We start from the raw sequence: 18,696 nt of genomic DNA, 5'->3' as shown, positions 1-18,696 counted from the left end.
ATGCTTCATAACGGACGATTTCATCTCTCGGAACTGTTTAAACCTGAGGAAACCCGTTCAACATGCTCGGAACAACACTTTCCCATCGTGCATTTTCCGCTCCACTTTTCCAAGCTCTTCTAAATAAATTAACCGGGTGAGCGTTGCCATAAATGGACTTAAGAATAAAATAATATGTAATGTTCCATACACATCCTGACAAATATCATGGGCTGTTTTCCATTGTTTTTGAATCTTATCCAACACTTCCTGAAGTCGTTGATCATGTCTATCCCTGACTCCCTCTGCTCGTTCAACTAAATGATCGATCGCCTCCCCATGGCCAGGCAGTGCAACACGAACGCGATACGTCTTGATTCGCTCCAAAGAATCATAGTACTCCTGTAAGACATCACTTTCCTCACCCAGCCAGAGCCCGATCACAGGGGAAATATGATTTAACAAGTGATCGCCAATAATCATCACTTGCTTCTTTTCATTGTAGAAACAAACATGATCCCAAGCATGACCCGGCGTCCAAATCGTCTCATAGATATCGTCGCCCAACTGGATCTTATCGTTTTTCTCAAAAAAACCATTGGGTTCAAAAGCGTAAATAAACGAATCATCAGCCATTTCCTCTGGAACACCAGGTCCACCGTGACGTTTGACTAAATGATCGATATTACGCCTGACATTCGTCTCACAGCGCTTCTTCATTTCACCGTAACTGATCGTCGATGTATAGACAGGAACCTCTTTCTCCCGCTGAAACCACTTCGCAAGCCCGATATGATCCTTGTGAGTATGAGTTAACACAACTTTTTCGATCACCACCCCTGATTTCAGCAATTCCTCCCAGCCCGCCTTGGCCTCTTCAGAGTAGGTGCCTGTATCAATGACGGTGTAACCTCGCTCACCTTCGATCAAATAGCAATTCACTTCTTGCATCCCTGACGGAAATTGAACCACCAGTTTGTAGATACCTTCTGTCATTTCTTCCAGCATAAAGCTTTCCCCTTTTAAAGAACACGTTCTAGAGTAGAATAAAAGTAAATCTTATTATTGGTAACTGTAGCTGTTATACACAGCTGCCGTCAATTAATTTATCTGATAATTAAAAAACAAAAGCATAGGCGTCCCCAAGCTCTCCGTTTCCGTATGATTCCAAGCCTATTAGGAAAATCTAGAGGGCAGGAGGGATTATGATGAACCGAGAATACTTATCCGTTGAGGAATTTAACGAGTTACTGCAGCAATGGAGTGGGAAAACCATTAAGGTGACTAAACAAGAACTCGAAGATAACGACGAAACCCTGATGCAACTGGATTCAATCTCTTATGAAACCAATACCAGGCGACTCGACGAGTACGAACCGATGCATGCCTTACAATTAAACGGAAGCGGAACCATTCAAACAGAAACTCCCAACTCTCAGCCGCTCCCGTCATCTTTTTACGAAATACCGCTCGAGGACACGAGTTTATACCAATTTGACGATACACGTTTTTCGTTAATCACGGAGCGTGGGACTTACAGAATTGAACTAATTGATCAATAGGAAAATAAAATCCCCTCCTGAACTAGGAATGGGGATTTTTTCAAATCAACAGCTATTCTTTTTTGACAACGGGGATCCAAATTTCACTTGTAAAAGTTGGAGACGTTACATCCATATGCTCGTTCCACAATATTTCAGGCCCCTCTGTTTGTTCATAAGTCGAGGACGGGAGCCATTCCGAATAAATGCGTCCCCATACGTTTTGCAGCGTATCAGGGAACGGTCCAGCCGCTTCAAACACCGCCCACGTTGAGGCTGGAACTTCAAGATGATCGAAGTTTTCCGGTGCTTCCTTCGTAGTGGCAACGCCAATATAATGGTCAAGCTCGCCTTTTTCCTCCATCCTACCTTCAGAAAAGTTCGTCGATGCTTGAATCAATCCGGCAGGTTCCACATTAGAAAACTCTTTAAGCTTATGAATTGCCTCTTTACTTAACGTTTTCCACATCGCTGTGATCTCCGGATTCTCTCCCTGAAAAATGATCGGAACCTTTTTCTGCCTGCCAACAATCCTAAATGGCTGTTTTTCTTCGATTCGATAATTCATTTCTTCTCCTCCTTGAATGGATAATTGAAAGGTCATTCGCGGATAAGCTTTAAGAGAATGGCCATTTTTTCTGGCTTCAGATGGTGTAAGGCCATGAACATTGCAAAAAGCCCGGGTAAAAGAATCCGGCGAGTTATAGCCGTATTTCATCGCTAGATCGATAACCTTTTCCTGGCTGTTTTTCAGCTCAAAAGCAGCCAGTGTCAGTCGGCGGCGACGTATATATTCCGATAACGACACACCGGCTAAAAATGAAAACATTCTCTTAAAATGATATTCAGAACAATACGCCCGCCTCGCCACTTCTTTCAAATTAATCTCGTCCAGAAGATGTTCTTCGATATAATCGATCGCTTCATTCATACTCTTTAGCGAATCCATTAGCTGACCTCCTTCCTTTCTAGAATAACAAGAGTCCTATGCCGCTTGCCCGACATTTCGTGCTCCATGTTGCAGGTTAAGTAACGTTTAGGCAAATGGAAATGACACGGCCTGCTAACTTAACAGGGAACCGTGTCATTCCGGGCCTATAAATGGCTTAAACCATTCATCTATTTTTCAGTTCAATAAGATCAGTATCTTCTGGTATGTAACCTAATTGCCTGCTCATCGACACAATTTGCCCTTTGTGATGAAATTCATGAGTAACTACATGAGTATAGAGCCAAAGCGGAGACAGCTCTTCCTCCTCCTCTTGCCATGGAACAGGACCTGTTATTCCAAGACTCCACTGCCCTTCGAACTCCTCAAGAAACTCATAAACAAGCCGGTCTACTTTTTCAAAAATCCCCCTCATGTCTTCCACATTCCTGACCTGCTCCGGTGTTACCAATGTAAGACTTTTTTGCAAACCAAAGTTACCTAACCAGGATTGATAACATTCCACAACATGTAGATGCAGATTTCGTATCGACCCCCAGCCGAATTGGTCAAGTTCACACGTATAATCTTCTGCTGTTATCGTTTCACAATATTGGAATAGTTTTTCTCTTGTACACCGAATCCAGTCGTATTGTGATTTCAAAACATTCATGGTTTCCCTCCTGAACATACTTTTATCAACTTCCCTTAACATCCACCTGCTGAAAAGGACCTAATAAAGATCCGTCGTCGCTCCAATTGTAGAGGCTCTTACAATCTCGAGATCCTGAAACCCTTCTAACTCTTCCGGTGTTCCGGAAACAACTGCCCCCGTTACCCGGATATCATCACTATTAGGAAAAGATTCCTGATTAATTCCATTCGCTATCTCCTTGGCAGCTGACTGGTAGCTCCCTTCTTCACTTAACCGTTGTACAATTTCCAAAAACCTTTTTGCGCCCGATGTAAGATCTCCATGAACTTGGAAACCATCAGCAGATGGACCATCCAAGGTCGTATAAGGTCGATAATGCTGGTCAGGCTCAGAGAGTTTTTCGAATTCCTTTTCAGTCGTTGTGAGGACCCATATCCAATTAACATGTTCACTGCCCATTTTATCCTCTAATTCTTTTAGTGTATAAGGCTGATCAAATGATAAAGCAACTTCCGCTAACGTATTTTCGTCCAAAGATGTTGCTATTTCCAACTCGTTTGGTAAATAATCATATTCCAATTGTGGATAATAAAAGTCAACTTCTCGTTCACCATTAAAATTATTATAATGAACACGCCGATTAAACCTTTCACTAAATGAGATGACTTCAGTGAAGCGTCCACTATTGACAACACCTTTTTGACCAAATATAGGAATCTCTATTTCTTTTCTGTTCCAAATTATTTCACGGTCACCAATGTGCTTTTTAACGGTACTATGTTTTACAACACTCAGATTCATGAATCCATACACATACCTTCCACCATTTAAAAAAACATTCGCTCCATTTATATGGCTAAACAACACCTTATCATGATCCCCAATACGTTTTTGCAGTAGATATTGACCCCCACAAAACAGCGCATAAAGTATAATAATAGTGCTTAAAGATCCAATTACAAAAAATTTAATGGTTTGCTTCCATTTAGCTTTTTTAACTGCTTTTTGTAAGGACGGGCTAGAAACAAAATCTAATTCTTCTTTATTAGCTTCTGTTTCCCGATTCTTGTCGTGATCACTCATCTGTTTGCCTCCTCATACAATTTCGCAAATTGTTTTCTAGCTCGAAATGAAGAAGTCTTTACGGTACCTATCTTCATATCAAGCATGTCAGCTATCTCCTCGTACTTAAGCTCCGATATGTATTTAAGTAATAATAATTCTCTGTAGCTTGGCTGTAGCTTAGCTAATACATCTTCAATCTCAAACCGTTGTTCATAACTTAAAAGGATTTCCTCTGGTAAATCTTTAGATAATGTTCTAACCTGATCTTCCCGCAAATCAAGTTTGACCCTACTAGTCTTGCGATACTGATCATGATGGAAATTTAACGCCACACGAATTAGCCAACTTCGAATTTTCGGGGTTTTGATTGAATCAAAATATTGAAGAAACTTATAAGCCGTTTCCTGCGCAATGTCTTCAGCATCCTCATGAGAAACATTTAATTTTCTTAGGTACCGATAAATAAAATTCAGTTCAGTATTTAAGTTCTTTAGAAGATCTGAATGATTCATTTCTACCTCCCTTCCGCTATAAGACGAATAACCATTAAAAAAGTTTACACGATTTAAAAAATTTTTTGGATATGATTCCTAAAAAAGAGCCCTCCCCTTCTAAAAGGAAAGCGCCCGTAAAAATTGACTAAAGCTATAGATATAGATCACAACGGTTGTGGTAGTAGGTGTTATCATTGCCCTTGCTTTTCAAGTGATAATCGATACGTTTGTCATGCCAAGTGGTTTCTACATAATACCATCATTAATTTCATGATTACAGTTGGTTACAGATATGACCTTCTTTGTTCACTCAAGATAAATAGAAGGATTTCATTCATCATATTTAAGCTCCAGATGTCTAAAATAATGTAATCCCCCATTTATATCCTTCAATGGATAAACAAAGAGGTGTTACATGACCCCATCAGCTAATTTCCCTATATGCCCGTACACTACTCAAGTAAATTTTAAGGCCGTAGTTGATACACTTATTCCATCCAGTATCATGACATACCCATCTGGTTGGACGTTTCAATATGGTGGATTGAACTTGTGTATTTGGGAATACCTTATTATGTCTTTTGACAGTCTGCCAACACCATTAGCAAACGAAACCTCTTGACTTAGCAGCCTTTTACGTATATAAGGAATGCTACAATTCGCTTGTTTTCCCATGCGAGGGCTTTTTTTCAACGTTATCCAGGAAGGACCGACGCATCACCCTGGACCGTTTACAAAATCTGCAGATTCCTCTCAATATGATTCCAGTTCCTTTTAAAAATGATCCTGCACTCATACAGATCACCGTCGATTCTATCTATCAATTAACGTATTTCGGCTATTACTCTGAATGGTATGGATATGGTGATACCCGATGCAACCCACCGAGTTTCAGACATCTTCGTACCTACCCAGTCAGCTGGGCTTACACAGGTTATCCCGGACCTTCGTTCGGTTATCGGGATTTCAGAGGCTTTTTGTTAACCATAAAAAACTTAAGACCGGAGTGATTTGTATATGCAAAAACAGGACGTGATTGTTATCGGGGCAGGTGGCGGCGGAGCAGTTATCGCAAAGGAACTGGGCGAACTGGGGCTGCATGTGCTTGTGCTGGAAGCAGGACCATGGTACGGAAACAAGAAATGGCCACATCCAAACATCGAACCAGGAGGCGTTTCCAGTAGTTGTCCGAATGATTTAGATGTCAGCCTGTTTAAGGAGAATTACAATAAATTAGAAAATAATATGAATGACCAGATTACAGGTAAGCTGCGCTGGGGCCTGCTAATCGTGAACACCCCCCTTGGAACAGGTCCTATCAACAAAGAGGATTTATTTGGCAAAATTCAGGCGTGGGAGGTACGACTCAACACTACTTAGCCAATTCGCCCCGTGCCTTTCCCTCTGCCATTGACCATGACTGGCCGCTATCCTACCGCGAACTGATCCCTTATTACGAAAAAGTTGAAGCTGAACTGCCCGTAGAGTTCGCCCCCACTACGTCTAAGGAAGAATTGTTTTACTTTGGAGCGAATAAAGCCGGCTGGAGCCTTCTAGCTACTCTCGATGTTAACTCTCCAGGATACCGCCCTCAGCCTAACGCGATTTTGCCGCCTAATTCACAACTTCTTAATCCATCCTACTCCGAAGAGCAGTTGTCATGGATGGAAGGCTGTACACTTGCAGGCCATTGTATAAATGGCTGTCCGCACGGCCCCTCTGTCGCTAAAATTGCTAAACGTTCCACAAATGTCAGCTATGTACCTTCAGCTTTACATACAGGCAATGTGGAAGTCCGGCCCAATACATTTTCTTATCAAATCATCACTGAAAACCACTCTGCAGAAAAACTAAAGGCAATAGGAGTGAAAGTAAGAAACACATGGACTGGAGAACGAGAAGAATTATTTGCTGATTGTATTGTTGCAGCTGCGGGTGCAATCGAAACTCCCCGTTTGTGGCTTAACTCCGCTCTGCCTGTTAACGAATGGGTAGGTCGCGGGCTTGTGAATCATCAGATGGATATGATCACTGGAATTTTTAACGAAAAAGATCTGCTCTCTATTTTGGGAAGTACTGCGGTTAACCCATTTGTCGGCCATACATCCGCTGCCAGACTAGATTATCCGGGATTAGGATCTATCCAAACGATCGGAACCAGCCCTGGATTAATGGCGAGCTTCACCTATGCGTTAGGTAAATCAGCAATGAAACAGCCGGAAAAACATTCTATTCAACAAGGTCGTGTAATGGGAGAAGATTTAATAGAGTTCATGGCAGATTATAAATCATCCCTTAATATCTTAATTTCTACAGATGATGAAGTTGATAAGAGGAACGGCGTCTCGGTTTCAGCTGCTGCTTCTGACGAAAATGGCCCCATCCCATCAATACGTTATACTCCAACTGCGAACACACTGCGAAAAAAGCGAGAATTAGTGAAAATAGCCTCTACCATTCTCCGTCAAGCTGGAGCAAGAAAAGTGGTCCATTCAGATTGGCCTGATGGGATGATGATCCATATGATGAGCACCATGAGAATGGGGTATGTCGTCGATCAGAACTGTGAATCATTTCAAGTCAACCGCTTATTTATAGCAGACAACAGTGTCCTAAATAATGGGCTGGGAAGTGCAAATCCAACCTTAACCACTCAGGCTTTGGCCACGAGGACTGCTGAGCATATCTATAAGAAATACTTTTGAAGTTAATAAACTGCCTGTTAACGTTTTACTTTACCACTTGTAGTAAAGTTTTCCCTCAGTGATTCTTAAATAACAGACGATGTTTCTTAAATAGCGAACTAGGATTCTAAAATAACTACTCCGAATTCTTAAATACCTGGTTCTAGCCGCCTATACAGCACTTTAACGTCCCACAAACCCAAAATAGCCAGAACATTATTGCAAAAAGTGCATAAATGTTCTAGCTATTAATTTTACTTTATAGACTTGAATTAATTTCTCGATTTATAAAGGCCGAGTCGTTCAGGATATTGGTTTGATTGGTTTTTTAAAGCTTAAGAAGCAAGTGGTTCACTGTGAATTTGGGTGTTTGGACGCTTCCCTTACGTATATTGTTTCCCCAATGGGCTGATCAAGACTACGCTCTTCCCCCTTCGATACTATCTGATCTTCTTGATTCCGAAACGTCCCTTAAACTCTTTTTTATATTTTCCAGATAAATTGAACTCAATGACTACTTTTTTCATTTTTTTGTATAGATATTCTTTCCCATAAGAGAGTCACTCCAAATTTTATTCACACAACGTCGAAAGAGAGGTTTCCCTGTCTCATTTTTTTATCAGGGGTTTTCGTTAAGAAATGAAGTTTAATTAAGCAAGAAAATCCCAGTATCTAAAATTTAATTTCATTATTTTTGTTTTAAAATCGATTTTTTGTTTCAAATACGTTATACTTTTTGTAAGCGCTTAAAGTAATCATACTCAATTGAGGTGTAAATATATCAAGGGGGTTCATATCGATTAAAAGAATCCAAGGCCATGGTGAAGTCAGTGGGGAAGCTTGTTGCTCAATATATTTTACTTTATCCCGAAGAGATTGTATTAATGTCTGTACAACATTGCGATCTGGCCAATGCAGCGATTAGTTCCATTTAAGAGGGACACATGAAATTATTCAACAAGGTCACGAAAAAGGAGGAAACGAATCATGATCAATCATCTTACTACTGAAACGCGGAACCAAAATACAATGAAGCTAGACGACATGAGTACAAAAGAATTTTTACACGTTATGAACAAGGAGGATCAACAAGTACCGTTAGCTGTCGAGAAGGAAATTGACTCTATTGAAAATGCAATACGTCTTGTTGTTGACTCATTTAACAATGGAGGACGTCTCATTTATATCGGAGCGGGCACAAGTGGAAGATTAGGAATTCTTGACGCTGTAGAGTGCCGCCCAACATTCGGAATAGAGTTCGAAAAGGTTCGTGGCATAATAGCAGGCGGAGATCACGCGATTATAAAGGCCGTTGAAGGAGCTGAAGACAAACCAGAAGACGGTGCTACAGATTTAAAAGAACTCAAGTTAACAAATAATGATACGGTAATTGGCCTAGCTGCGAGTGGCCGCACCCCATATGTATTAGGTGGTTTACAGTATGCCAAACAATTAGGCGCACACACCATTTCTGTCGCGTGCAACAAAAAAGCAGAGATCAGCCGGTTTGCAGATATAGCCATTGAAGTCGTGGTGGGTCCTGAAGTGATCACGGGTTCGACCCGCCTGAAGTCTGGTACGGCTCAAAAACTTATCGTCAATATGATTTCGACAGGCGCCATGGTCGGAATCGGAAAAGTATATGAAAACTTAATGGTGGATATGCAGTTAACAAATCAAAAGTTAGTAGACAGAGCGAAAAACATAATTGCGTTAGCGACTGGCGTTACTCGTGAGCAAGCAGAAGAACACTTGAAAAATTCGCTCTATAAGCCTAAAGTTGCCATCGTTATGATTGAAAAGCGATGTAGCATGGAAGAAGCAGAAACAAGTTTACAATCTGCCAATGGATTTGTTCGCGAAGCTATTAGGACATAGAAAGGTAGGGATAATTTATGAACAACCGTGAGCTCGCCATAAAAATAGCCGAACACTTGGGTAGAAAAGAAAATGTAGCTAGTTTTGCAAACTGTATAACTCGACTTCGCGTTAATGTAAAAGACCATTCAAAAGTAGATAAAAAACAAATTGAGCAATTGGATGGTGTGATGGGCGTCATCGAGGATCAAACTATCCAAATTGTCCTTGGCCCTGGGAAAGTATCTAAAGTCGCCTTTGAATTTGGTGATGTAACTGGGGTCGATGGTGGAGATACAGAAGAAGATGATGAGGATTTAGATTTAGCCACTGACACTAAAGCAGCCTATAAAGCAAAACAAACCACTAAAGTACAACAGATGTTACGTCACATTGGTAACATCTTCATACCTCTCATCCCTGGTTTTGTGGCTTCCGGTTTAATTTTAGGAATTGCGAACTTAATCTTAAACCTTGCTAATCCTGAGGCAGGTGTACTAAACCCAGCTATTCTAGAGTCTGATTGGTACAATCTATTGAAATCAATTGGTGGATTACTATTTGGTAGTTTAGGTATCTTTGTGGGAATAAACACAGCAAAAGAATTTAAAGGGACACTAGTACTTGGTGGTATTGCTGGACTCATTATTTATGCTCCTGTATTAAGTGATATTGGAACATTGCAATTATTCGGATTAGATTTAAGTGTGAGTACAGGACTTGGTGGTCTAGTGGGCGTTATTCTATCTGCTTACATTTTCGTCAAAATTGAACAGTTCGTTAGGCGTCGCATGCCAGACAGTTTAGACCTGCTTCTCACTCCACTGATTACACTTTTATTAGGAACATTAGTTACTGTAGTCATTATTCAACCGATTGCTGGCTTAATTATGAGTGGATTTACTTGGTTCCTTGTAGATATCATGCTTGAAGTTGGGGGTATTGTTGGAGGATTTGTCTTGGCTTCAACTTTCTTGCCGCTTGTTACTGTTGGACTTCACCAAGGTCTGATTCCTGTTCACCTTGAGTTAATTGAAAGTGTTGGCTCAACGACGTTACTTCCTGTATTAGCCATGGGAGGCGGTGGTCAAGTAGGAGCAGCCGTAGCCATCTACCTCAAAACAAAAGATAAACGGTTACGTAAGACGATCGCTAATGCACTACCTGTTGGAGTCCTAGGTATTGGTGAACCACTAATATATGGGGTCTCACTACCGCTCGGACGTCCATTTATTACAGCATGTTTAGGCGCTGGTTTTGGCGGATCCTTCTTAGCATTAACCAACACTGGTGCGATCACAGTTGGCCCTTCTGGGTTGTCCTTAATTCCACTGATCGCAGATGGAAAGTATCTATCCTACATTATCGGATTGCTTATTTCTTATCTCGGTGGATTTGCCTTAACCTACCTATTTGGATTTAAGAAAGAAATGGCGGACAAGCTATTTGATTCTGGAAAAGCCTCTTAAGCTCTTCATTTCTGGAGCCTAGCACATACAGTATTGTGCTAGGCTTCTTTGCTCTGCCCTAACATTTGATACAAGTCATCTCCTTAAAAATCATCGTGTAACGTTCGCTATAAATTATATAGCAACTATAAGGTAAGCATACCCAATGTTTTACAGTTCACTGACACTTTGTAAGTCGGACCTACGGTTTAAGTTATAATGGTACAACCCAATACAAGTGACAGAAATGATCATAACAAGAAAAGCGATAAAATATGGAGAAATCACTTCTCTAACAGCACCGGCAACAAGCGAGCTAGCGACAATTCCTAGAGAGAAAACAGCAGATAGGATCCCAAACGCTGTTCCGTGTTCATCTTTTTCAACTTTTTCTGTAAGTAAAGTCGTAATGGCAGGAAACAACACACCTAAACCCATCCCGGTTAAAAGTAATAGCTGACTTAGTGAAAGAGAAATGACCGGAATCACCATCTGGTAAAAGCACATCCCCACGACCAGCATTCCAAATACTGTGCGGATGAAAGCGGAAATTCTGTTAATCCAGAGCATGCATACAACGATCAAGGTCCCTATACCCATTAAGCTGAATAACTTACCTGTTGCACTGGTTGACAAACCTTCTTCAATCACTAAAAAGGGCAGCTCATATATAAGGGTTCCTTGCGCATACATTAAAGCAAAACCGACAAAATAAACTGACAGCAATTGTTTATCTAGCAACAATCCGCTTTTCTTACCTTTACCTTTCTTATGAAGAACGATCGGTTGCATTTCTTTTATGTACAAAAGAGCTGTGACTGCTGTAAAAAGCAGAGACGTTCCAATAATAAGATAGGTGCCTCTAAAGTCTGCATACTCGACCAAATAGCCTCCGATTAAAGGAGCAACAATGTTTGCAACTGTAATCAGCAGCCCATTAACAGCCATGTTTTTCCCTTGTTGATGGCTGTTCTTTGCGTAACCTGACAATAGCGCAAAACAAGCAGGTGTCAAAAAAGCGAGAACAAAACCATTAAATAATCGTAATACTAGTAAACTTTCAGGATTTGAAACAAATCCATGTGCTATCATTATGAACGCCGACAAGAAAAGTGGCACAACAATAAACTGTTTCTTGCCGAATTTGTCAATAAAAGGCCCTGCTATCAAGTTGCCACATAAATTTGCCAGTGAAGAAACGCTCAATAAAATACTTATAAAAAAAGTTGTTGCTCCAAGTGCCACTGCATATGGGGTGAATATTGGGAACTGTATGTGCATAATCAACGACATGAAAAAAAGCACCACATATATCGCTGTCTTACCTTGCCCTGTGTTGTCCATATAATCTCCTCCCCCTTAAGTGTATGAAATACTCAAGGAAAGAGACGTGCTGTAAGAAGAATTTTTCTCGATTTTAACGCCCCTGGACTTAATTCCTCTATAGTAATATCAGGCTGCCGTATTTTCCTAATTCGTTTACTTCAACATCCATTGCATTCATTCCGAAAACAAGCAGCGGCCAGGTTTTGATCCAGAATCGTTTTGTTACGTACATATGTTCTCATACTCCTTAAAATTAGTATAGGCTATTTCAAGAAGGATGGCAAGCCGAAAGGTCAAGGTCAAGACCGATGACCGATTCATCTCCCATCTAAATAGCGGGTATTCCCGGTCTTTAGGGATAAAAAGGACCATACACCTTCCTGATGTATGGCCTAGCTATGAAAGAAACCGAGCAGGCGTCGTCATTACTGACCACGCCTCTCGCAGAGCGCACACGTGCGAATCTTCACATGTAGCTCTTCCCATATATCTCTTTTAGAGAAAACGTTCATCGTAATCAGATACACAATTCACTAGTTCAAGTACTAAGAATATTTGTTATTTAAAAACGTATGAACCATGGGGATCTTGGAAACTTCGCCACGCAAACATGCCGTATACGCTTCTTCATCTGTTATTCCCCTGGCGTCATTGCTTTTCGTTTCCCTACCTGTTCTGCTTCTCACTATGAAATGCAACTCCCAAGGTTGATTGTCTATGGCTACCTTGTATTTCACTCTTGCACAGTCATCCAGCTCTCGTGCCGACATGGGATATCAGCTCTGTTCAGAGGTTTGCCTTCAATCCTCCTCACGCTGCTTCACAGTCAGCGCACCGTCTTTCAGCTTCTGCTCTGGCTGATCGATCGGCTTATTCGGGACCTCCACCCTTTAGCATATGTGCTGTCATTCGCAAAGAAGCTCTCGACTACTGTGAAGGTTGTTGGATGTAAACATAATTTCAGGAAAAACACATGGGTAAAGCTTAGAAATACGGCTAACTCTATCTTTTTTAAATAATCCGGACAGAAACGATCCCTTCGATCTGATTAATGTTCTCTTTTAAGTCAGGAATAGTACTGCCGTTTACTTCATTATCAATATCAATCATGGTATAGGCATAATCTTCTCGACTTCTGTTCACCATGTCAGCGATATTCAAGTTGTAATTTGATAAAGCAGATGTGATTTGGCCCACCATGTTTGGAACATTATGATGGTAAGCTGTCACACGACGCTTCCCTGTATAAGGAAGAGAAGCATTCGGGAAATTCACTGAATTTTTGATGTTCCCTGTTTCCAGAAACTCCTCCACTTGGCGAGCAGCCATAATCGCACAATTTTCCTCTGACTCTTTCGTGGAAGCACCAAGATGAGGAAGTGGAATGGCATTTTCCATTTCCAACACATTTTCATTCGGAAAGTCTGTTACATACTTACCAACCTTACCACTTTCAAGGGCAGCAGCCATATCTTCTTCGTTCACCAGTCCACCGCGAGAAAAGTTTAAAATGTTCACACCCTGTTTCATCATGTTAAATGTTTCTTTATTGAATATGTCGCTTGTATCCTTTGTTAACGGAACGTGTACTGTAATGTAATCAGAATGGGCAAACAGCTCCTTCATCGACATAGCACGTTGCACATTGCGAGAGAGGTTCCAGGCTGTATTCACAGAAATAAATGGATCAAACCCGATGACATCCATATCGAGGTCTAGTGCATCATTTGCCACTAGTGATCCGATCGCTCCCAAACCGATCACACCTAGTGTTTTTCCTTTAATTTCTTTTCCGATAAATTGTTTCTTTCCCGTTTCTACAAGACTCGGAATCTCTTCTCCTTTTCCTTTTAATGTCTCTGCCCAGGACACCCCGGAAAAAAGGTTACGAGATAAAGCCATTAATGAAGTCAATACAATTTCTTTTACGGCATTCGCATTCGCACCAGGTGTATTAAACACGACAATTCCACGTTCTGTACAATCTTCGACTGGAATATTATTGACGCCCGCGCCTGCCCTTGCGATTGCTTTTAGATTTTTGTCAAACTTCATATCATGCATGTTATAACTGCGAAGCACAATGGCATCAGGAGCCTCACTTTCATTATCTATTGTATAGTTCACCTTGTCGAATACATCTAAGCCACGTTCAGCAATGTTATTTAATGTTTTTATTGTGTTCAATTTGTCTATCGTTAGTGTGCTCATTTTTTTCTCCCCTTTTTATTTATGATTATTTTCAAATTCCTTCATAAAAGCGACTAATGCCTGAACACCTTCTATTGGCATCGCATTATAAAGGCTGGCACGCATGCCACCTACAGATCGATGGCCTTTCAACGTCTCGAGCCCTTCCGATTCTGCTTCCTTAATAAAGTCGGCATCTAATTCCGCAGACGGGCTTACAAAAGGAATATTCATAATCGAACGGCTATCCTTATCTACAGGAGAAGTAAACAGATCTGACTCCTCAATGAAATCGTACAATAGTTTCGCTTTTTCACGGTTGATACTTTCCATTTCCTTAAGCCCACCTAGCTCTTTTATCCATTCAAAAACAAGTCTTGCCATGTAAATGCCAAATGTCGGCGGAGTGTTATACAACGATCCACTGTCACTGTGTGTTTTATAATTAAGCATGGCCGGGCAATTTTCTGGTGCTCCCCAATTAAATCTTCTCGAATAATAACGACGGTCAACCCAGCAGGCCCGATATTTTTTTGCGCTCCAGCATAAATTAGACCAAATTTAGTGACATCGATTTCTTCCGATAAAATATTTGATGACATATCCGCTACAAGTGGTACCTCTCCCGTATCTGGAATCTCAAGAAAAGTGGTTCCTTCGATGGTATTATTCGTCGTAATATGGACATAATCAGCTTCTGAATCCATCATACTGCTGTCGACTGTCGGTATATCAGTGAAATTGTTATCCTCTGAGGAAGCAATGACACGTATATCTCCATATTTCTTAGCTTCTTTAATCGCCTTCTTCGACCAGGACCCCGTATTGACATACTCCGCTTTTCCACTTTTGCCAAGGAGATTCATCGGTACCATAGCAAACTGCTGTGATGCTCCGCCTTGGACAAATAGAACTTTGTAATTTTCCGGAATATCCATCAGATCCCTAAGTAACTTCTCAGTTTCCGAGATAATCTCTGTAAATAATTTCGAACGATGGCTTAACTCCATCACAGACATTCCTGAATCCGCATAATTAACTAACTCTTTCTGCGCCTTTTCTAATACTGGTAATGGCAGGATCGAAGGACCTGCTGAAAAATTATAAATTCTAGTCATGTTATCCAACACCTCATTCGTATTTATTTCACTAGTAATCCATTAGACTACTACTTGGACCAAACCGCTTTAAAAAGTATAAAAAAAGAGATTGGGGTCTCCCAGCCTCTTTAGGTGTCAGAATAACAAATAAGTATATGTTATTCCTCTGTCCTTTTGCCTGAGATTGTGAACCCTTCGGCGATGCAGCATTTGCATTCTCTCCAGAAATCGCTCCTGTTATAGTGTGATCCATAACAATCAACGCTAGCCAATCATTTTGTTGTAAGAATGAGATTAGTAACCCTAAATCCCATCGTTCGTTTTTAAAAAATAAGAAAATTTGTATTATTGGATTATAAATTATATTACACCACTTATCAAGAGGGGAAAAACTTGCTTTTTCACCTCTTTTCCTTATGTTAGCGCTTACTTCGTTTGTTTGAAGGGTTTTAAAATAAATACGAATATTTCACTTATATTTTAATTTTTTATTCGTGTTTATTTTCTACTTCTGATCAATTCACAAAAAACCGCAAATCCACACGTGCTATTTGGTTAATCAATTCCAATCCATGCTTTGAACGTCTCTAGTCAATTGCTTAGTTATTGAAGAGACCTTCTGTTTCTTTTTTCTAATTGTAGAAGCTGTTTTTTCATTTCCAAACCACCACGGTACCCGGTCAACGATCCGTTTTTCCCGACCACCCGGTGACAAGGCACGGACACAAGCAGTGGGTTATTCCCTATCGCTGCCCCAACGGCGCGCACAGCTGTAGGTTTGTTGATCCTATGGGCAATCTGTGAGTATGTGTACGTTTCACCGTAAGGAATTTCCTTAAGGATTTCCCAAATTTTCTTTTGAAAAGCTGTGCCCTCAACATCTACAGGTATAGTAAACGTTTGCCGCTCACCCCTGAAGTATTCGTCAATCTCCTGTTGGTAATTTCCCAGCATCTCCTCATTTTCCACCAGATTATACATTTGAAATCGTCGCTTGGCCCAATCCTCCAATTCATGAATGCCCTGGTTGGGAGAGCCCATAAAGCATAAGCCCTGTTTGTAGCTGCAAGATAAAATTCTCCCATATCACTCTTATACTGGGACCAATAAACAACATGGTTATTCATTTGTGTCATCTAAGTTTTCCTCCTCTACCTTTCCGATTCTATGAATTTTCCGGTAATCCCTCGGGGTCTTCGCCATTACTTCTTTAAATAACGTGACAAAATAGGCTGTATTCGGATACCCGACAGCTGATCCTATATTTGTTACCGATTCATCTGTGATTTTAAGATAGTGCGCGGCCTTGGCTAATCGAATCTGTTGAATATATTTCATCGGACTTATCCCCTTGATTCGTTTAAACGTCCGCTGCAGATGATACGGACTTCCATGACATACCTCTGCTAAGGAATCCAAGGTAAGCGGCTCACTGTAATTTTCATCAATCCATTCCGCCAGCTGTTCAATCCATTCTTCATCGGGTAAGCGCAATCCATTGGGCTTACACCGTTTGCAGGGGCGGAAATGTTCTAACTGAGCCAGCTTCGCATTCTTGAAAATCCGTACGTTTTCTTTATTCGGAGGTCTTGATTTACATGACGGACGACAGAAGATCCCTGTGGTCCTGACAGCATAAAAAAACGTGTTATCATAAGCCGAATCATTCTCTATAATCGCTTTCCAATAAGTATCAGGTATTCTAGATTTCATGCGATCACCTCTCAAATCATCGTATCAAAGTTTTATGCTTTATCAATAAAATCGGAACGTAAAAACAAGATAACAAAATTATATTCTCTCTATAATCATCTATAAATTAACTCATATAATCTTTTTTTGAATATAAGCGCAAGATTACGAAATACATCATTGTCCCTTTATGATCTAACTTGCATGTACGGACAGATGAATATTTTTGGACATACGCTCCCTGACTAACGAGCTACCGGGATAAACATGCTATAGTCATCAACCCTGCTCCTAAGCATACGCTGTGGTCCTCAAAACTTTAGCGCCTCGAACTTCTTGCGACGCGCAAGGAACGTGCTCGTGTAGACATTGTCACAGGAGGGACGATCTTTTTTGTCGACGTTCTTATTCGTCAACTTATTGAACACATACTAATACCGATATATACAAATACTTTTTTAGACACGAATCTTGAATCTTGCGTGATAAAATAAGAAAGTAGATAGAAAGGGAGTTTTTTTCAATGAGTATCAATTATCAAGACAGATTAATAACATTGCAAAATGGTCTAGAAAAACAAAATGTTGATGTGGCTATGATTACATCACCAGCAAATGTATTCTATTATACTGGCTTCAATTCTGACCCTCATGAACGATTTATGGGATTAGTTGTTGATAATCGCAAACAAGAATTTACCCTGTTTGTCCCCGCATTGGATAAGGAAATAGCTGCCAGTGAATCTTTTGTTAAAAAGGTCGTTCCAATTTCAGATGAGGAACACCCATTTGAGAAACTAAAAGATGAACTCGGGGAGAACATTACGCACTTTGGCCTTGAGATGAAAGCGGTAAGCATGTATCAGCACAATCGTTTGTCAACCAACTTCCCTAAAGCTTCCTATGTTGACATCCAGTCATTCATTAACGCGCAACGACTTAAAAAGTCCGAAAGTGAAATAGCTTACCTCCAGGAAGCTGCCGAGATCATTGAAAAAGTTCTAGCTGAGGGCATTAAAAATGTAAAAATAGGTATGACGGAATTAGAATTAACTGCCGAATTAGAATATCTTATGAAGAAATACGGTTCAGAAGGGCCTTCCTTTTCGACAACTGTACTATCTGGCGAAAAATCGGCTCTTCCGCATGGCAGCTCAGGTGACCGGTCTTTTCGAAAAGGTGACTTTCTACTAATTGATATGGGGGTCATCAAAAACGGTTACTGTTCAGATATAACAAGGACATTTATTATTGGTGAGGCAACGGACAAGCAAAAAGAAATATATGCGATTGTCCTGAAATCAAATCAAGCTGGAATAAAAGCTGTCGAAGCTGGTTCACCTGTCAAAACATTCGATATAGAAGCTAGAAATGTCATTAACAGCCATGGCTATGGTAGTTATTTTAACAACCGCGTTGGTCATGGTCTTGGGATCGAAGTTCACGAGGAACCATCTATTCATGAGAATAATGATTCTTTAGCTGATAAAGGTATGGTGTTTACGATAGAACCTGGAATTTATATACCTGATTTTGGCGGCGTCCGAATTGAAGATGAACTGTATATCAATCCAAGTGGAGAAGTTGAGGTATTAACATCTTTCCCTAGGGAATTACAAATTTTAGGGGTATAAATTCTCAAACGTTCTACTGCAAGAATAGATCATAAGGTGCCTGTTTCCTCGTTGCTTATGCAGTAGAGACAGGCACTTTTGTTTAGTAAGAAAGTTTTTTCTAT

Annotated in this window: 14 protein-coding genes, 2 pseudogenes and 1 riboswitch; of the genes and pseudogenes, 6 read left to right on the top strand and 10 right to left on the bottom strand. The window is 40.5% G+C overall.

Going from position 1 to position 18,696, the window contains the following annotated elements:
• Nucleotides 1–57: 57 nt before the first annotated feature.
• The gene (locus tag MUO14_RS21220) at nucleotides 58–987 is read right to left on the bottom strand and encodes an MBL fold metallo-hydrolase (RefSeq protein ID WP_244752498.1); all 930 of its coding nucleotides are present in this window, start codon (nucleotides 985–987) and stop codon (nucleotides 58–60) included.
• A gap of 200 nt (nucleotides 988–1,187) precedes the next feature.
• Here MUO14_RS21220 and MUO14_RS21215 point away from each other — a divergent pair, with 200 nt between their 5' ends.
• Nucleotides 1,188–1,541, top strand: a complete 354-nt coding sequence (locus MUO14_RS21215; RefSeq protein WP_244752497.1) for a protein YmzB — start codon at nucleotides 1,188–1,190, stop codon at nucleotides 1,539–1,541.
• A 52-nt stretch (nucleotides 1,542–1,593) separates the two neighbouring features.
• Here the strand turns inward: MUO14_RS21215 and MUO14_RS21210 are convergent, their stop codons facing one another.
• The 4 genes from MUO14_RS21210 to MUO14_RS21195 all read right to left on the bottom strand — a co-directional run bounded on the left by MUO14_RS21210 (nucleotide 1,594) and on the right by MUO14_RS21195 (nucleotide 4,680).
• Nucleotides 1,594–2,469, bottom strand: a complete 876-nt coding sequence (locus MUO14_RS21210) for an AraC family transcriptional regulator (RefSeq protein WP_244752496.1) — start codon at nucleotides 2,467–2,469, stop codon at nucleotides 1,594–1,596.
• A gap of 166 nt (nucleotides 2,470–2,635) precedes the next feature.
• Entirely contained in the window at nucleotides 2,636–3,121 is a 486-nt protein-coding gene (locus MUO14_RS21205; protein ID WP_244752495.1) for a DinB family protein, read from the bottom strand.
• A gap of 60 nt (nucleotides 3,122–3,181) precedes the next feature.
• The gene (locus MUO14_RS21200) at nucleotides 3,182–4,186 is read right to left on the bottom strand and encodes an anti sigma factor C-terminal domain-containing protein (RefSeq protein WP_244752494.1); all 1,005 of its coding nucleotides are present in this window, start codon (nucleotides 4,184–4,186) and stop codon (nucleotides 3,182–3,184) included.
• Nucleotides 4,183–4,680 (bottom strand): RNA polymerase sigma factor, encoded by a 498-nt coding sequence (locus MUO14_RS21195; protein WP_244752493.1) that lies wholly within the window; start codon nucleotides 4,678–4,680, stop codon nucleotides 4,183–4,185. The genes MUO14_RS21200 and MUO14_RS21195 overlap by 4 nt, the downstream gene beginning before the upstream one ends.
• A 999-nt stretch (nucleotides 4,681–5,679) precedes the next feature.
• Between MUO14_RS21195 and MUO14_RS24650 the strand changes: the two genes are divergently transcribed.
• The 4 genes from MUO14_RS24650 to MUO14_RS21180 all read left to right on the top strand — a co-directional run bounded on the left by MUO14_RS24650 (nucleotide 5,680) and on the right by MUO14_RS21180 (nucleotide 10,672).
• Nucleotides 5,680–6,042, top strand: a complete 363-nt coding sequence (locus MUO14_RS24650) for a hypothetical protein (protein ID WP_318035996.1) — start codon at nucleotides 5,680–5,682, stop codon at nucleotides 6,040–6,042.
• The gene (locus tag MUO14_RS21190; protein WP_318035995.1) at nucleotides 6,015–7,367 is read left to right on the top strand and encodes a GMC oxidoreductase; all 1,353 of its coding nucleotides are present in this window, start codon (nucleotides 6,015–6,017) and stop codon (nucleotides 7,365–7,367) included. Before MUO14_RS24650 ends, MUO14_RS21190 begins: the two co-directional genes overlap by 28 nt.
• A gap of 966 nt (nucleotides 7,368–8,333) precedes the next feature.
• Nucleotides 8,334–9,224, top strand: coding sequence for an N-acetylmuramic acid 6-phosphate etherase (murQ, locus tag MUO14_RS21185; protein ID WP_244752492.1), 891 nt, complete (start codon nucleotides 8,334–8,336; stop codon nucleotides 9,222–9,224).
• Between the two features lie 17 nt (nucleotides 9,225–9,241).
• Complete coding sequence (locus tag MUO14_RS21180; protein ID WP_244752491.1) at nucleotides 9,242–10,672, top strand: PTS transporter subunit EIIC; 1,431 nt, start codon at nucleotides 9,242–9,244, stop codon at nucleotides 10,670–10,672.
• A gap of 150 nt (nucleotides 10,673–10,822) precedes the next feature.
• Here the strand turns inward: MUO14_RS21180 and MUO14_RS21175 are convergent, their stop codons facing one another.
• The 5 genes and pseudogenes from MUO14_RS21175 to MUO14_RS21155 all read right to left on the bottom strand — a co-directional run bounded on the left by MUO14_RS21175 (nucleotide 10,823) and on the right by MUO14_RS21155 (nucleotide 16,980).
• On the bottom strand, nucleotides 10,823–11,995 hold the full coding sequence (locus MUO14_RS21175) for an MFS transporter (RefSeq protein ID WP_244752490.1): 1,173 nt from the start codon (nucleotides 11,993–11,995) through the stop codon (nucleotides 10,823–10,825).
• Between the two features lie 993 nt (nucleotides 11,996–12,988).
• Complete coding sequence (locus tag MUO14_RS21170; protein ID WP_244752489.1) at nucleotides 12,989–14,188, bottom strand: phosphoglycerate dehydrogenase; 1,200 nt, start codon at nucleotides 14,186–14,188, stop codon at nucleotides 12,989–12,991.
• 15 nt (nucleotides 14,189–14,203) lie between these two features.
• Nucleotides 14,204–15,285 (bottom strand): annotated as a pseudogene (serC, locus tag MUO14_RS21165) (3-phosphoserine/phosphohydroxythreonine transaminase).
• A 138-nt stretch (nucleotides 15,286–15,423) separates the two neighbouring features.
• A riboswitch (glycine riboswitch) is annotated at nucleotides 15,424–15,502 on the bottom strand.
• A gap of 368 nt (nucleotides 15,503–15,870) precedes the next feature.
• Nucleotides 15,871–16,403 (bottom strand): annotated as a pseudogene (locus MUO14_RS21160) (methylated-DNA--[protein]-cysteine S-methyltransferase).
• The gene (locus tag MUO14_RS21155) at nucleotides 16,387–16,980 is read right to left on the bottom strand and encodes a bifunctional transcriptional activator/DNA repair enzyme AdaA (RefSeq protein WP_244752488.1); all 594 of its coding nucleotides are present in this window, start codon (nucleotides 16,978–16,980) and stop codon (nucleotides 16,387–16,389) included. The pseudogene MUO14_RS21160 and the gene MUO14_RS21155 overlap by 17 nt, the downstream one beginning before the upstream one ends.
• Before the next feature lie 502 nt (nucleotides 16,981–17,482).
• Here MUO14_RS21155 and MUO14_RS21150 point away from each other — a divergent pair.
• The gene (locus tag MUO14_RS21150; protein WP_244752487.1) at nucleotides 17,483–18,592 is read left to right on the top strand and encodes a M24 family metallopeptidase; all 1,110 of its coding nucleotides are present in this window, start codon (nucleotides 17,483–17,485) and stop codon (nucleotides 18,590–18,592) included.
• The last annotated feature ends 104 nt before the right edge of the window (nucleotides 18,593–18,696 follow it).

Source organism: Halobacillus shinanisalinarum (assembly GCF_022919835.1).
Classification (GTDB): Bacteria; Bacillota; Bacilli; order Bacillales; family Halobacillaceae; genus Halobacillus_A; species Halobacillus_A shinanisalinarum.
This window is presented reverse-complemented; position numbering and strand designations above follow the sequence as displayed.

What these genes read in the sequence shown, in the direction of transcription:
- MUO14_RS21220 (WP_244752498.1), bottom strand. Translation starts at nt 987, where the DNA reads ATGCTGGAAGAAATGACAGAAGGTATCTACAAACTGGTGGTTCAATTT.
- MUO14_RS21215 (WP_244752497.1), top strand. Translation starts at nt 1,188, where the DNA reads ATGAACCGAGAATACTTATCCGTTGAGGAATTTAACGAGTTACTGCAG.
- MUO14_RS21210 (WP_244752496.1), bottom strand. Translation starts at nt 2,469, where the DNA reads ATGGATTCGCTAAAGAGTATGAATGAAGCGATCGATTATATCGAAGAA.
- MUO14_RS21205 (WP_244752495.1), bottom strand. Translation starts at nt 3,121, where the DNA reads ATGAATGTTTTGAAATCACAATACGACTGGATTCGGTGTACAAGAGAA.
- MUO14_RS21200 (WP_244752494.1), bottom strand. Translation starts at nt 4,186, where the DNA reads ATGAGTGATCACGACAAGAATCGGGAAACAGAAGCTAATAAAGAAGAA.
- MUO14_RS21195 (WP_244752493.1), bottom strand. Translation starts at nt 4,680, where the DNA reads ATGAATCATTCAGATCTTCTAAAGAACTTAAATACTGAACTGAATTTT.
- MUO14_RS24650 (WP_318035996.1), top strand. Translation starts at nt 5,680, where the DNA reads ATGCAAAAACAGGACGTGATTGTTATCGGGGCAGGTGGCGGCGGAGCA.
- murQ (WP_244752492.1), top strand. Translation starts at nt 8,334, where the DNA reads ATGATCAATCATCTTACTACTGAAACGCGGAACCAAAATACAATGAAG.
- MUO14_RS21180 (WP_244752491.1), top strand. Translation starts at nt 9,242, where the DNA reads ATGAACAACCGTGAGCTCGCCATAAAAATAGCCGAACACTTGGGTAGA.
- MUO14_RS21175 (WP_244752490.1), bottom strand. Translation starts at nt 11,995, where the DNA reads ATGGACAACACAGGGCAAGGTAAGACAGCGATATATGTGGTGCTTTTT.
- MUO14_RS21170 (WP_244752489.1), bottom strand. Translation starts at nt 14,188, where the DNA reads ATGAGCACACTAACGATAGACAAATTGAACACAATAAAAACATTAAAT.
- MUO14_RS21155 (WP_244752488.1), bottom strand. Translation starts at nt 16,980, where the DNA reads ATGAAATCTAGAATACCTGATACTTATTGGAAAGCGATTATAGAGAAT.
- MUO14_RS21150 (WP_244752487.1), top strand. Translation starts at nt 17,483, where the DNA reads ATGAGTATCAATTATCAAGACAGATTAATAACATTGCAAAATGGTCTA.